Origin of the sequence: Nonomuraea sp. NPDC052634 (assembly GCF_040678535.1) — a bacterium.
GTDB lineage: Bacteria > Actinomycetota > Actinomycetes > Streptosporangiales > Streptosporangiaceae > Nonomuraea > Nonomuraea fastidiosa.
Map to the genome: position 1 here is coordinate 72,050 of NZ_JBFATY010000013.1, position 13,321 is coordinate 85,370.

12 protein-coding genes are annotated in these 13,321 nt (G+C 70.5%); 4 read left to right on the plus strand and 8 right to left on the minus strand.

Translation table 11 applies throughout. The features are described 5' to 3' along the window. Positions 1-3: 3 nt before the first annotated feature. Genes AB0K67_RS35510 through AB0K67_RS35520 form a run of 3 tightly spaced genes read left to right on the plus strand, consistent with a single transcriptional unit; the run spans position 4 to position 2,107 of the window. Positions 4-630, plus strand: a complete 627-nt coding sequence (locus AB0K67_RS35510; RefSeq protein WP_364068896.1) for a hypothetical protein — start codon at positions 4-6, stop codon at positions 628-630. After that, positions 627-1,721: a bifunctional lytic transglycosylase/C40 family peptidase gene (locus tag AB0K67_RS35515; protein ID WP_364068898.1), complete on the plus strand. Its 1,095-nt coding sequence runs from the start codon at positions 627-629 to the stop codon at positions 1,719-1,721. Before AB0K67_RS35510 ends, AB0K67_RS35515 begins: the two co-directional genes overlap by 4 nt. Then, complete coding sequence (locus AB0K67_RS35520) at positions 1,718-2,107, plus strand: (deoxy)nucleoside triphosphate pyrophosphohydrolase (protein WP_364068900.1); 390 nt, start codon at positions 1,718-1,720, stop codon at positions 2,105-2,107. Before AB0K67_RS35515 ends, AB0K67_RS35520 begins: the two co-directional genes overlap by 4 nt. 639 nt (positions 2,108-2,746) lie before the next feature. On the opposite strand, the gene AB0K67_RS35525 is transcribed toward AB0K67_RS35520, so the two are convergent. Beyond that, positions 2,747-3,181 (minus strand): hypothetical protein, encoded by a 435-nt coding sequence (locus AB0K67_RS35525; RefSeq protein WP_364068902.1) that lies wholly within the window; start codon positions 3,179-3,181, stop codon positions 2,747-2,749. Positions 3,182-4,363: 1,182 nt separating this feature from the next. Here AB0K67_RS35525 and AB0K67_RS35530 point away from each other — a divergent pair. Continuing rightward, positions 4,364-5,722, plus strand: a complete 1,359-nt coding sequence (locus tag AB0K67_RS35530; RefSeq protein WP_364068904.1) for a hypothetical protein — start codon at positions 4,364-4,366, stop codon at positions 5,720-5,722. A gap of 173 nt (positions 5,723-5,895) precedes the next feature. On the opposite strand, the gene AB0K67_RS35535 is transcribed toward AB0K67_RS35530, so the two are convergent. The 7 genes from AB0K67_RS35535 to AB0K67_RS35565 all read right to left on the minus strand — a co-directional run bounded on the left by AB0K67_RS35535 (position 5,896) and on the right by AB0K67_RS35565 (position 13,268). Further along, on the minus strand, positions 5,896-6,669 hold the full coding sequence (locus tag AB0K67_RS35535; RefSeq protein WP_364068906.1) for a succinate dehydrogenase/fumarate reductase iron-sulfur subunit: 774 nt from the start codon (positions 6,667-6,669) through the stop codon (positions 5,896-5,898). After that, on the minus strand, positions 6,666-8,570 hold the full coding sequence (locus tag AB0K67_RS35540) for a fumarate reductase/succinate dehydrogenase flavoprotein subunit (RefSeq protein WP_364068908.1): 1,905 nt from the start codon (positions 8,568-8,570) through the stop codon (positions 6,666-6,668). Before AB0K67_RS35540 ends, AB0K67_RS35535 begins: the two co-directional genes overlap by 4 nt. A 13-nt stretch (positions 8,571-8,583) precedes the next feature. Next, the gene (locus AB0K67_RS35545; RefSeq protein ID WP_364068910.1) at positions 8,584-9,372 is read right to left on the minus strand and encodes a hypothetical protein; all 789 of its coding nucleotides are present in this window, start codon (positions 9,370-9,372) and stop codon (positions 8,584-8,586) included. Positions 9,373-9,565: 193 nt separating this feature from the next. Next, positions 9,566-10,015 (minus strand): response regulator, encoded by a 450-nt coding sequence (locus AB0K67_RS35550; RefSeq protein ID WP_364068912.1) that lies wholly within the window; start codon positions 10,013-10,015, stop codon positions 9,566-9,568. After that, on the minus strand, positions 10,015-11,163 hold the full coding sequence (locus AB0K67_RS35555; protein ID WP_364068914.1) for an ATP-binding protein: 1,149 nt from the start codon (positions 11,161-11,163) through the stop codon (positions 10,015-10,017). The genes AB0K67_RS35550 and AB0K67_RS35555 overlap by 1 nt, the downstream gene beginning before the upstream one ends. Next, positions 11,160-12,293, minus strand: a complete 1,134-nt coding sequence (locus AB0K67_RS35560; RefSeq protein ID WP_364068916.1) for a fused response regulator/phosphatase — start codon at positions 12,291-12,293, stop codon at positions 11,160-11,162. The genes AB0K67_RS35555 and AB0K67_RS35560 overlap by 4 nt, the downstream gene beginning before the upstream one ends. Before the next feature lie 45 nt (positions 12,294-12,338). Then, complete coding sequence (locus AB0K67_RS35565) at positions 12,339-13,268, minus strand: LysR substrate-binding domain-containing protein (protein ID WP_364068918.1); 930 nt, start codon at positions 13,266-13,268, stop codon at positions 12,339-12,341. Between the last annotated feature and the right edge of the window lie 53 nt (positions 13,269-13,321).

Below are 13,321 nucleotides of genomic sequence, written 5' to 3' on the forward strand. Positions count from 1 at the left end.
GATATGGCGCAGCCAGGTGACAGGCGGGGGGTGGCCTTCGCCGCCGTCGTCGTGGTCATCGCGGCGGTCGGCATCTACCTGACCATGTGGCCCGACTCGCCCGACCAGGAGGCGGCGGAGCCGGCGGCCCCCAGCGCCACCAGCACCGTCGTGGCGACCAGCACGCCGCTGGCGACCGCGAGCTCCGCGCCGTTCGACGTGTACGCGTACCTGCCGATGACCAAGGAGCAGCTCGCGGCGGCGGCGGATCTCGCCGAGCGGTTCACCGCCGAGTACGGCACCTTCCGCTACGACGAGGACCCGGCGGCGTACGCGGCCAGGCTCAAGGCGTACACCACGCCCGAGCTCGGCAACACGCTGGCCAGGACCCTCACGTCGGCGGGCACCGTCGAGCAGAACCACGACGACGAGATCGTCTCCACCGCCACCGCCCAGCTCAAGGAGATCAGGCAGGTCGAGAAGAACTCCATCGTGTTCGTCGTCACCGCCACCAGGCAGATCTCCGCCAAGAGCGGCGAGAAGCAGGCGAACGAGGAATACGCCGTCACGGTCAGCCAGTCCGGCAGCGACTGGCGGATCTACGACATCCTTCCGTCCACCGAGGGCCAGGAGGGAGACACCTCGGGGTGAAGCTCACACGAGGCCGCATCGCACTGCTCCTCGGCCTGGCCGGGTTACTGCTCCTGGCCGCGGTCGTCGTCTCGCCGCTGCTGCTCATGTCGATGCCGTCGTTCCTCAGCAACGGCGGCACCACCGTCGACTGCGAGGACCAGGTGCAGGTGGAGGAGGCGTCCGACTCGGCCACCTCCGACATCCCGCCCGAGTACTTGGAGCTGTACAAGGAGTACGGCAAGAAGATCGGCGTCCAGTGGAACGTGCTGGCCGCGGTGGGCAAGCGCGAGACCGACCACGGCCGCTCCAACCTGCCCGGCGTCAAGAGCGGCACCAACCACGCGGGCGCGGCGGGGCCGATGCAGTTCCTCATCTCCACGTGGGGCGGCAAGGCCAGGATCTCGATGTCGTCGAAGTTCAACGGCTACGCCTCCGACGGCGACGGCGACGGCATCGGCGACGTCTACAACCCGGCCGACGCCATCCTCGGCGCCGCCAAGATGCTCAAGCGCAACGGCGCGCCGGAGAACGTGCGGCGGGCGCTGTTCGTCTACAACCGCGCCTGGTGGTACGTCGACCAGGTCGAGGAGATCGCCAGGAAGTACGCCAAGTCGGGTGAGGTGAAGGTGCCGCCGCAGGCGACCGACGACTGCGACGACCCCCTCGTCGAGGCGGCGCCGAGCGACGTGGTGGCCAAGATCCTCCAGTACGCGCTGGCGCAGCGCGGCAAGCCGTACCTGTGGGGCGGCACCGGTCCCGACGCGTTCGACTGCTCCGGCGTCATCTACGCGGCCTACCGGGAGGCGGGGCTGTCGATCCCGCGTACGACGTTCGGTCAGTGGCCGTTCGGCGTACGCATCAAGGAGGGCGACGAGCAGCCCGGCGACCTGGTGTTCTTCAACTCCGGGCCGGGCACCTCGCCGGACAACCCCGGCCATGTCGGCCTCGTCGTCTCCAAGGGCAAGATGCTGGAGGCGCGCTGCCGGCTGTGCGGGCCCATCAAGGTCACCAGCTACATGGCCAGGCAGGACCGCGTCGGCTTCACCCGTCCCCTGCAGAACCCCGATGTGCAGGAGCAGCTGAAGAAGCTGCAGAATCCAGCGCTATGAGAACAGTCGTCGCCGCCGTCATCGTGGCTCCGGGCGGGCGGGTGCTGGCCGCGCAGCGCGCCGAACCCGCCGCGCTGGCGGGCGGCTGGGAGTTCCCCGGCGGCAAGGTGGACCCCGGCGAGAGCGACGAGGCGGCGCTCATCCGCGAGTGCCGCGAGGAGCTCGGGGTCGAGGTCACGGTCGGCCGCCGGGTGGGCGCCGACTGGCCGCTCGCCGAGGGGTACGTCATGCGCGTCTGGCTCTGCTCGCTGGCCGCCGGCGAGCCCGTCGCCAAGGAGCACCTGGCGCTGCGGTGGCTCGGGCCGGGCGAGTACTACGACGTCGCGTGGCTTTCGGCTGATCTGCCCATCATGCGGGCGGTGGAGAACCTACTCCCGCAGGATTAGGACATCACCCTCTGTGACACAATGATAACTACTTGTCATTTGTCGTCGCGGTGGGGGAGTGGGAGCGATGCGGCGTGGGTGGATCGTCGCCGGCGTGCTGACCCTGGTGGCGGTGCCGTCCGTGCCCGTGGCGGCGGCCGGGGTGTCGCTGGTGCTCGAGCGGGTCAGCGGAGGCGAGGACGTCGGCAAGTGGGTCAGGACCGGGGACGTCCAGCGCTTCCGGGTGCGGCTGAACGGGATGGGCAAGGGCGCCAAGGTGGCGGTCGCGGCCAACCCGGTGGAGGCGCTGACCGAGGTTTCGTGTGCCGCCGATGCCCGAGCTGTGACCGGTGGCGGGCATGGGTCGGGCTCTCAGACGACGGGTTCCAGGGCTGCGGGCTCCGGAGCTGCCGGGGCGTCCGGTTCCGTGGCATCTGGTGCTGCGGCGTCTGATTTTGCGGCGTCTGATTATGCGGCGTCTGATTATGCGGCGTCTGATTTTGCGGTGGCGGGTGGCGGGCCGGCGGCCTCCGGGGTGGCGGGCTCCGAGGCGGTCGGTCCCAAGGCGGCGGGGAGGCTGGCGGCGCGGGCGCTGATCGCCGCCGGGGCGGCCGAGCCGACCGGTCCCGTGCCTCTGAGCGCGGCACTCGCCCCGTCCGCTCAGCAGGCCCTGCCGAGCGGTACGGCTTCCTCGGGCACGACGCTGGGCGAGCAGGCGTCCTCCGGCGCGAGCCTGCACGGGACGGCGGCCGGGGCGGGGGCGAGCGGGACCGTGCCCACCGGTCCGACTGCGGGTGCGACGGTGGCCGAGGGCGCGGTCGTGCCGGGCGCTCGCGTGTGCGCGCTGGGCAAGGTCTCCGGGACGAAGGCGGTCGACGTGACCGTGCGGGCGCCGGAGGGGTCCAAGCGCGTGGTGGTCGCGGCGGTGGCCAGGGTGCGGGACGGCGGGAAGCTGACGACCATGAGCAAGACGGCCGCCGTACGGGTGCGGGGGCCGATCACCGGTGACGCCGCCACCTTCAGCGGCCCCGCCCAGCGCCTGCCCGCCACCGCCGCACGAGCCGCCCAGGGCTCGCACCCGGCCCAGTCCGCCACCCCGCACAGGGACCTGACACGCGCGGCCGGGAGCCAGGCGGACGCGACACAGGCGGGCGGAACGCCCGCGAGAGCAGACGGAACGCCCGCCGGGCCAGGTGGAACACCCGCCAGGGCAGACGGAATGCCTGCGAGGGCAGGCGGAACGTCCGCGAGGGCGGCGCAACAGGGCGAGGCGCAGGCCGGCGCGACTCAGACGGGCGAGGCTCACACCGACGTGGCACGTACCGGACGGGCGCACGTCGCGGCGACTCCGCGCGACGCGGATCGCGACGTCTCGGGCGCGAAGCCCGGAAGGCGGACGCGCACGAGCACGGGCGCGTCACCAGGCAGGCGGACGCGCGCCGGTGCGGCGAACGCGAGACGAACCACGCGCGGCGGCGGAACGGCGAACGCCGGAAAACGCGCACGCGCCGACGCGGCGGCCTCGCCGGCCACCGGGCCCGCGACCACGACCGGTGACGCGGGCACGAAAGCGGCGAGCGGTGCGCACAGGGCTGCGGCCCGAGCGGCGGGGGACGCGAGCGCGGATGCGGCGAGCGGCGCGAACGGGGGCGCAGCGGCCCGAGCGGCGGAAGACGCGAGCGCGCAGAAGGACGTGGGCGCGGGTACCACCGGAAGCGTGAGCCCAGGGACGACCGGAGACGTGACGGGCGGAGCGCCGGGGCTGGTGTTGCCGGACGCCGCGCCCGGAGGGGCGGCCGGCACGGGGAGCGCGTCCGGCGACGTCACGGGTTCCGTGCCGGGCGTAGGCGGATGGCCCGGCGTGCCTGGTGCCGCTGGGGGTGGATGGGCTGCTGCGCCTGGTGGGGCGGGTGGTCAGCAGGCCGTCGCGCCCAGTGTCGCGCCGCCTGGGAGTACGGCGGGTGACGCCGGAGGTGCCGGGGCGTTGCCGGGAGGTGAAGCTCCGTTGCCGTGGGAAATGGGCGTACGGGCGAAGCCGGCCAAGCCAATCGCGTGGGTGAGCCCCATTGATGGCCCGAAGGCGTTTCCCCTGGTCGTGGCGGCCATCGGCGTTCTGATGTGCGGCTTGTGGCTCGTTGTCACGGTACAAAAACGGCGTAACCGGAGAAAGGTGCTCTAATTTCGTCTTTACTGTTACTTTGACCCGACTAGTATTCCCTTGACCAATGTTTCGGGAGTACGCGGAGGGCATCGGTGGCACGCACACGAGCGACAGCCGTGTCCGCTATCGTCCTTGCGCTCGGGCTGTCGGGTGCCGGTGCCGCGCCGTTCATCATGCAGAGCGCGAGCGCCTCCGTAGTCGCAGCCGACCCGGTCGAGCCGTGTGACGTGGGTCAGGTGTGCGATCTCGACCCGCCCGACGACGTCACCGTCACGGTCACCACTACCATCGGTGAGCCGCCACCGCCCGAGGAGGAGCAGGAGGCCCCGGCGACGACGGTCACCAAGACCGTCACCGCGAGCCCCGAGCCCACGACGACCAAGACGGTCACGGCGAAGCCCACCAAGACCACGAGCACGCCCACCCCGACCAAGCCGAGCACCCCGGCCACCACCCAGGCGCCGCCGCAGCAGCCGCTGCCCACGCAGCCGGACATCGAGGTCCCCCCGGTGACCCCGACGTCCAGCACGCCCACGCCTGACGCGGCGGTCGAGATGCCGACGGTCGCGCCGACCGACCCGGTCACCACCGCGCCGCCGCCCAGCCAGTCGCAGGCCGCCTCCACCGAGGAGGTACCGCTCGAGCTGCGGCAGGCCGCCCCCGAGTACGACCAGCGCACGCTGACGCAGAAGCTCAGCATCCCGGCGCTGGTGCTGGTGCTGCTGGCGCTGTTCGGTGTGCTCATCTTCGAGGGACGGCTGCGCAGGATGGCCCACGCGGCGGCCGTGCGGAAGGCGGGCCCGCAGCTGCCCCCGGACGCGCAGCCCATGCCGCCCGGCGGCTACCCGGCGGGCCCCGGCTACGCGACGGCGCACATCGCCGCCCCCGGCTACCCGGGCGGCACGGCGTACGCGCCCATCATCAGCTTCGTGCCGGTGCAGACGTTCCCGACCGCTCCGCCGCCCGGCTACCAGGACCCCAACCAGCCCTACCCGCACGGCTACGCGCAGGAGCCGGCGCCGCCCGCCGAGCAGCCGCAGGAACCGGTGGTGCTCGGCCCGGACCAGTTCGACTCCTACAGCGAGCCGCCGAAGTCCCGTGAGCGCGACCTGTTCGAGCCGGCGATCCCGCCGGAGCCGCCGGCCTCGGACATTCCGCCGGGCGGGGCCGGCCCGTTCGATCCTGACAAGGACCAGCCGCTCGGGCCGGCCTCGGCTGCGGAGCCGGGTGACTCCGAGCCGTGGCAGCAGCACCAGCGCGGGCTGTTCGAACCGGCCAAGGAGTACGAGCCGCCTCCCTACCTGCCGGCCGACGGGGAGGCGACGACCGTGCAGCCCGTTGCGCAGCAGCCCCAGCCGGAGCCGCCGCAGGCTCAGGCGGAAGAGCAGCAGCAGGAGGCGCAGCAGCAGGACGCGACCCAGGTGATGCCAGAGGCCGGCGCCAAGCGCCGCCTCTTCGGCAGGAAGAAGAAGTAGCGTCCCGCCGCCTCTTCCACGGCAAGCAGCGAAAGCGAAGGGCCGGAAGCCCCAGTCGGGGTTCCGGCCCTTCGCCTTGTACGAGACCCTTCGTCTGGTACGCGGCGGCCCATGCGCGGGCCCCGGCGGGCGAGCCACGTGGGCGGCCCGCCGGGATCGCGGCGGCCCTGCGGCTACGGCTTGGTGGTGCCGGAGCTCGCGCCGCGCTTAAAGATCTTGTTGCCCAGCCACACCAGCGGGTCGTACTTGCGGTCCACCACGCGCTCCTTCATCGGGATCAGCGCGTTGTCGGTGATCTTGATGTGCTCGGGGCAGACCTCGGTGCAGCACTTGGTGATGTTGCAGTAGCCGAGCCCGTGGTCCTGCTGCGCGGACTCCTTGCGGTCGGCCACGTCGTACGGGTGCATGTCCAGCTCGGCGATCCGCATGAGGAAGCGGGGACCGGAGAAGTTGGTCTTGTTCTCCTCGTGGTCACGGATGACGTGGCAGACGTTGTTGCACATGAAGCACTCGATGCACTTGCGGAACTCCTGCGAGCGCTCGACGTCCACCTGCTTCATCCGGTATTCGCCCGGCCGGACGTCGGCGGGCGGTGTGAAGGACGGGATCTCCCGGGCCTTCTGGTAGTTGTAGGACACGTCGGTGACGAGGTCCTTGATGACGGGGAACGTCCGCATCGGCGTGACCGTGATGGTCTCGTCCTCTGAGAAGGTGGACATCCGGGTCATGCAGCCGAGCCGCGGCTTGCCGTTGATCTCCATGCTGCACGAGCCGCACTTGCCGGCCTTGCAGTTCCACCGTACGGCGAGGTCGGGTGCCTGGGTCGCCTGGAGGCGGTGCAGGATGTCGAGGACGACCTCGCCCTCGTTCACTTCGACCGTGAAGTCCTCGAGCCGGCCCTCGCCGCCCTCACCGCGCCAGACCTTGAACTTTGCCTTGTAGCTCATGACGTCTTCGCTATCCTGTCGAATTCGGCCATCTCTTCGTCGGTGAGGTACTTCTTCAGCTCGTCACGGTCGAACAGGGTGATGAGGTCGTCGCGCATCGGCGGCTGGACCTTCACCTCCACGTTGATCGTCGAGCCGTCCTCGGTGGAGCAGACGAGCAGCTTGCGGCGCCATTCCGGGTCCATCGCGGGGAAGTCGTCGCGGGTGTGACCGCCGCGGCTCTCCTCGCGCATGAGCGCGGCGCGTGCCACGCACTCCGACACCAGCACCATGTTGCGCAGGTCGATGGCGAGGTGCCAGCCGGGGTTGTAGATGCGCGAGCCGCCCGCGCCGACCATGCGGACGCGCTCCTTCAGCTTCTCGATCACACCGAGGGCCTCGGTGATCTCGTTGGCCTTGCGGATGATGCCGACCAGGTCGTTCATCGTCCGCTGGAGCTCGTGGTGCACCTCGTACGGGTTCTCGCCGCTGCGGCCGAGCGGCGCCAGCGCCTCCTCCTTCGCGGCATCGACCTGCTCGGCGGCGACCTTGGGCCGGGCGGGCAGCGAGTCGACGTACGCGGCCGCGCCCGCGCCCGCGCGGCGGCCGAAGACCAGCAGGTCGGACAGCGAGTTGCCGCCCAGCCGGTTGGAGCCGTGCATGCCGCCGGACACCTCGCCGGCCGCGAACAGGCCGGGCACGCAGGACGAGCCGGTGTCGGCGTCGACCTCGACGCCGCCCATGATGTAGTGGCAGGTCGGGCCCACCTGCATGGGCTCGGCGGTGATGTCGACGTCGGCCAGCTCCTTGAACTGGTGGTGCATCGACGGCAGCCGCCGCTTGATCTCCTCGGCGGGCAGCCGGGTGGAGACGTCGAGGAAGACGCCGCCCTGGGGGGAGCCGCGCCCTGCCTTCACCTCGGCGTTGATGGCCCTGGCGACCTCGTCACGGGGCAGCAGCTCCGGCGGGCGCCGGTTGTTGGCCTGGTCGGTGTACCAGCGGTCGGCCTCTTCCTCCGTGGTCGCGTACTTGTCCTTGAAGACCTCGGGGATGTAGTCGAACATGAAGCGCTTGCCCTCGGAGTTGCGCAGCACGCCGCCGTCGCCGCGGACGGACTCGGTGACGAGGATGCCGCGCACGGAGGGCGGCCAGACCATCCCGGTGGGGTGGAACTGGATGAACTCCATGTTGATGAGCTTCGCGCCGGCGAGCAGGGCCAGCGCGTGGCCGTCGCCGGTGTACTCCCAGGAGTTGGAGGTCACGACGTACGACTTGCCGATGCCGCCGGTGGCGAGGACGACGGCGGGCGCGTCGAAGAGCACGAAGTTGCCGCTCTCGCGCCAGTAGCCGAACGCGCCGGAGATCGCGTCGCCGTCCTTCAGCAGCCGCGTGATCGTGCACTCGGCGAAGACCTTGATGTAGGCCTCGTAGTCGCCGTGCTTTTCGTAGTCCTCCTGCTGGAGCGCGACGACGCGCTGCTGCAGGGTGCGGATGAGCTCCAGGCCGGTACGGTCGCCCACGTGTGCGAGCCGCGGGTACTCGTGACCGCCGAAGTTCCGCTGGCTGATCTTGCCGTCCTTGGTGCGGTCGAACAGCGCGCCCCACGCCTCCAGCTCCCAGACGCGGTCGGGAGCCTCCTTGGCGTGCAGCTCGGCCATCCGCCAGTTGTTGAGGAACTTGCCGCCCCGCATGGTGTCACGGAAGTGCACCATCCAGTTGTCGTCGGGGTTGACGTTGCCCATCGCGGCGGCGGCGCCGCCCTCGGCCATGACCGTGTGCGCCTTGCCGAACAGCGACTTGCAGACGATGGCCGTGCGCTTGCCCTGCTGGCGGGCCTCGATCGCGGCCCGCAGGCCGGCGCCTCCTGCGCCGATGACGACGACGTCGTACTCGTGGCGCTCGATGTTGTGCGTGTTTTCCACTTGAAAGCTGTCCTTACGCGTACGGGAAGGCGATGATGCCCTTGGCCACCAGGCGGACGTACAGGTCGGCACCCATGACCGAGAACATCGAGGCCCACGCGAGCTGCTGGTGCTTGGCGTTGAGCTTGGAGACGAACGTCCACGCCTTGTAGCGCAGCGGGTGGCGGGAGAAGTGGTTGAGCCGGCCCGCCGTGATGTGCCGGCAGGAGTGGCAGGAGATCGTGTAGGCGTTGATCAGCACCGCGTTGAGTATCAGGATCCAGGTGCCCAGGCCGAGCGGCTTGTGCACGAGCGCCAGCACCGCGTCGTAGGCCAGGACGAGGCCGATGACGATGGCCGCGTAGAAGAAGTAGCGGTGGATGTTCTGCAGGATGAGCGGGAAGCGCCGCTCACCGGTGTACTTGCCGTGCGGCTCCTGCACCGCGCAGGCGGGCGGCGACAGCCAGAACGAGCGGTAGTAGGACTTGCGGTAGTAGTAGCACGTGAGACGGAACCCGCCGGGCAGGCCCAGGATGAGCAGGCCGGGCGAGAGCGTGTACCAGTCGCCGATCGGCGCCCATCCGAACAGCTGGGCACCTTCCGGGCACGTCGCCGCCGCAAGGCACGGCGAGGCGAACGGGGCGATGTACGGATCGTAGAAGATGCTGTTGTCGATGATCGCCCATACGCCGTAGACGAGGAAGGAGGCGAGCCCGAGGAACGTCACGAGCGGGGCCAGCCACCATCTGTCTGTTCGCAGGGTGCGTACTCTGACTTGCGCACGCTGCCGTCGAACCGGAGCTTCGGGCGTCGTCTGGGTCATCGCGGACCTCTCCACCTCCCGCGGACCCTTCGCGCAGGGGGTCCGTGGTGTCGTTTCGCTGGGCGCGCTCACACGGCGGGATCCGCTCGGGCGCGCGTTGGTGGGGGATACGTTACGACGACAGGATCGTTTTTTGTGAGCGAGGTCACTCACTTTTTCGATGACTTGCTGTGATTCCCGTCACGTACCCGTGTCAGAGGCGCTGCCCCTGCGCCGGCAACTTAACCACCGTCACGAAAAAATCATCGATTTGCCGGACAACACGGATAAACTGCTCGAAATCTACTGGTTTTGTGACATAAGCATTGGCGTGGAGGCGGTAGCTCCGGAGAATGTCCTCCTCCGCCTCTGAGGTGGTCAGCACCACCACCGGGATCGTCCGCAGCACGGCGTCCGCCTTGACCTCACGCAGCACCTCCGTCCCGCTCATGCGCGGCAGGTTGAGGTCGAGCAGGATCAGGTCGGGGCGCGGCGCGTCCGCGTAGGCGCCCTCCCGCCGCAGGAACGCCATCGCCTGCTCGCCGTCGTTGACCACGCTGAGCCGGTTGCGCACCTTGTTGAGGTCGAACGCCTCCTTGGTCAGCAGGATGTCACCGGGGTCGTCCTCCACCAGGAGCACCTCGATGGGCCGCCATTCGTTCATCACGTGTCTCCCGCGGCGGGCAGCGTCCAGCGGAACGTGGCGCCGTGGCCGCCGGGCCCGGTCGCGTCGCCGTCGAGCCAGAGCCGCCCGCCGTGATACTCGACGATCTTCCGGCACAGCGCCAGCCCGATGCCGGTGCCGGGGTAGACGTCGCGGGCGTGCAGCCGCTGGAAGATGAGGAAGATGCGGTCGGCGTACTTGGACTCGACCCCGATGCCGTTGTCGGAGCAGCGAAACTCCCACATGCCGCCGTCGCGCCTGACCCCGATGTGGACGCGCGGCGGCTCCTCGGAGCGGAATTTCACGGCGTTCTCGATGAGGTTCTGGAAGAGCTGGGTGAGCTGCGTCTGGTTCCCCAGGACCGTGGGCAGCTCGTCACGGGTGATCGTGGCCCCCGACTCCTCGATCGCGGCCGACAGGTTGTCCAGCGCCCGGTCCAGCGCCGCGCCCGACTCGGTCGGCGTGCGCCCGCCGGTGACCCTGCCCACCCGGGAGAAGTCCAGCAGGTCGTTGATGAGCGCCTGCATCCGCTTGGCGCCGTCCACGGCGAAGTGGATGTACTGCCTGGCCCGGTCGTCGAGCCGGTCGGCGTAACGCTGCTCCAGCATCTGGGTGAAGCTCGCCACCTTGCGCAGCGGTTCTTGGAGGTCGTGGCTGGCCACGTACGCGAACTGCTCGAGCTCGCCGTTGGACCGGCGCAGCTCCTCGGCCTGGTCCTGGGCCGTCCGCCAGCCCGACAGGATGCGGCCGCGCATGGAGTCGATGTGGCTGGACAGCTCGGCCAGCTCGGCGGGGCGGTCCACGTGCAGGTCGCGGTCGAAGTCGCCGGCGGCCACCGCGCGCACCTGGTCGGTGAGCTGATCGATGGGCTTGAGCACCGCGTACCTGACGACCAGCGCGAGGCCCGCGGCGCAGACCAGCAGCAGCACGAACACCACGATCAGCGCCACGATCAGCCGGTCTACCTGGTCGGCCACCTCGCGGCGCGGGTTCAGCTCGGCCGTGCGCGCGGCCATCGTCATCACCGTCGCCACCCCGGCGGCGAACGTCAGCCCGGCCAGCGCCCCGAACAGCAGGAACCAGCGGGCGACCGGCACCCGGCCGAGCCCAATCGGCTCCTTGGGGGGAGGAAGCGGGTGGATGCTCACGTCTTCTTCCTCCTCAGCATGACCACGGCCAGGTCGTCGGTGAGGGTGCCGACCTGGCCGATCAAAGCGTCGAGGTCGGCGATGCCGTGCGCGCGTACCAGGCCGACCAGGCCCTCCACGCCGAGCATCCGGCCCTGCTCGTGCGCCGACGCCTCGATCAGGCCGTCGGTGTAGAGCATCATCGACCACTCCTCGCCCAGCGGCACGTCGATGACCGACCACGCGGCGTCGGGGAAGATGCCGAGCGGCGGCCCGGACGGCGTGCCGTCCACCACCTCGACCGTGCCCTCCCGCACCAGCACGGGCGGCGGGTGGCCGACCACGCGCATGGTGGCCTGGCGCAGATCGGGCGAGATCGTGGCCATGCACAGGGTGGTGAAGATCTCGGGCGCCTGGCGCTCGGCCCGCAGCAGCGCGTCCAGCGTGCGCAGCAGCGTGTCGCCGGTCTGCCCGGACAGCACCAGCGTGCGCCAGGCGATGCGCAGCGCCACGCCGAGCGCGGCCTCGTCGGGGCCGTGCCCGCACACGTCGCCGATCACCACGTGCACCGAGCCGTCGGGGGTCTGCACGGTGTCGAAGAAGTCGCCGGCCAGCGTGCCGCCGCTGCCGGGCAGATAGCGGGTGACGTGCTCGATCTCCCGCGTACGCAGCAGCGGATCGGGCAGCAGCGCGCCCTCCAGCCGCGCGTTCTCCTTGGCGGTCAGCTCCGCCTGGACGAGCTTGAGCTGCGCCACGTCGGCGCGCTTGCGCTCCATCGCGTACCGGATGGACCTGGCCAGCAGCCTCGCGTCCACGTCGCCCTTGACCAGGTAGTCCTGCGCGCCGGACTGCACGGCCGCGACGCCCACGTGGACGTCCCTGAGCCCGGTCAGCACCAGCACGGCGGTGAACGGCGCGAGCGCGATGACCTCCTCCAGCGCCTCCAGCCTGCTGGCGTCGGGCAGCGACAGGTCCACCAGCACGCACTGGATCTCGGGGGTCAGCTTCTGCCGCGCCTCGCTCAGGCTGCGCGCGCGGAAGATGCGGGGCGGCGCCGCCGCCTCCTTCAGCAGCTCTTCGACCAGGAAGGCGTCACCGTCGTCATCCTCGATGAGGAGCAACGTCAGCGTTTCGGAGAGATTGGCCGTCAAAACACCTCTTCGGGGAGTGCGGCGCCCAGGCGGTGCCCTTGGTGCTCATTCTGCGATGAGCTCGACCCCCTGCGGAAGCGTGCCGTCCCGGCCGGCCTCCACCACGTACGACAGCAGCGTCTGCCGGAACGCCTGCGCGGCGCTGGTCGGCTCCACGTCCTTGCGGTGCGCCAGCGCGATCGTCCTGCTCAGCCCCGGCGGCGCGAGCGGCGTGCCGCGCAGCCCCGGACGGCCGTCGAGCACCATCGACGGCACCACCGCCACGCCCAGCCCGGCCTCGACGAAGCGCAGCACCGCGTCCATCTCGCCGCCCTGCACCGCGAGCTGCGGCTCGAACCCGGCCTGCCGGCAGGCCGCGAGCGTCGCCTCGCGCAGGTCGTAACCGCGCCTGAACATCACCATCTGCCGGTTCCGCAGGTCTTCGATGTGCAGGTAGGGGCCCTTGAGCCGCTCGTGCACGGGCGCGACGACGACGAGGTTCTCACGCAGGATCTCCTCGGTGACCAGCGAGGGGTCGTCGCTCTGCAGCGGCATGATGATCAGCGACAGGTCGAGCTGCCCCCTGGCCAGCGCCTTGACCAGGTCACGTGAGCCGCCCTCCTCGACCAGCAGCTCGATGCCGGGGTACGAGCGGTGGAAGCGGGCGAGCGCGTCGGCCACCAGCCCGGCGCACAGCGAGGGCGTGGCGCCCAGGCGTACCCGGCCCCTGCGCAGCCCGGCGAGCTGGGCCACCTCCTGCCTGGCGGTGTCGGCGTCGGCCAGGATGCGGCGCGCCAGCGGCAGCAGCGCCTCACCCGCCGCCGTCAGCGTGACGTTGCCCCGGGCGCGGGAGAACAGCCGGGCCCCGAGATCCTCCTCCAGCGCCTTGATCTGCTTGCTCAGCGAGGGCTGCGCGACCCGCATGCGCTCGGCCGCCTGGGTGAAGTGCCGGGTCTCCGCGACCGCCACAAAGTACGCGAGCTGCTGGAACTGCATGTGATTTTCCTCGCATCCGCGCGTGACGGGAACTCCGAGAAAGCCTCATCTAC

Bases quoted from the DNA above. Each gene is read 5' to 3' on its own strand.
- AB0K67_RS35565 (WP_364068918.1), bottom strand. From the start codon at position 13,268: ATGCAGTTCCAGCAGCTCGCGTACTTTGTGGCGGTCGCGGAGACCCGG.
- AB0K67_RS35520 (WP_364068900.1), top strand. From the start codon at position 1,718: ATGAGAACAGTCGTCGCCGCCGTCATCGTGGCTCCGGGCGGGCGGGTG.
- AB0K67_RS35510 (WP_364068896.1), top strand. From the start codon at position 4: ATGGCGCAGCCAGGTGACAGGCGGGGGGTGGCCTTCGCCGCCGTCGTC.
- AB0K67_RS35535 (WP_364068906.1), bottom strand. From the start codon at position 6,669: ATGAGCTACAAGGCAAAGTTCAAGGTCTGGCGCGGTGAGGGCGGCGAG.
- AB0K67_RS35550 (WP_364068912.1), bottom strand. From the start codon at position 10,015: ATGAACGAATGGCGGCCCATCGAGGTGCTCCTGGTGGAGGACGACCCC.
- AB0K67_RS35545 (WP_364068910.1), bottom strand. From the start codon at position 9,372: ATGACCCAGACGACGCCCGAAGCTCCGGTTCGACGGCAGCGTGCGCAA.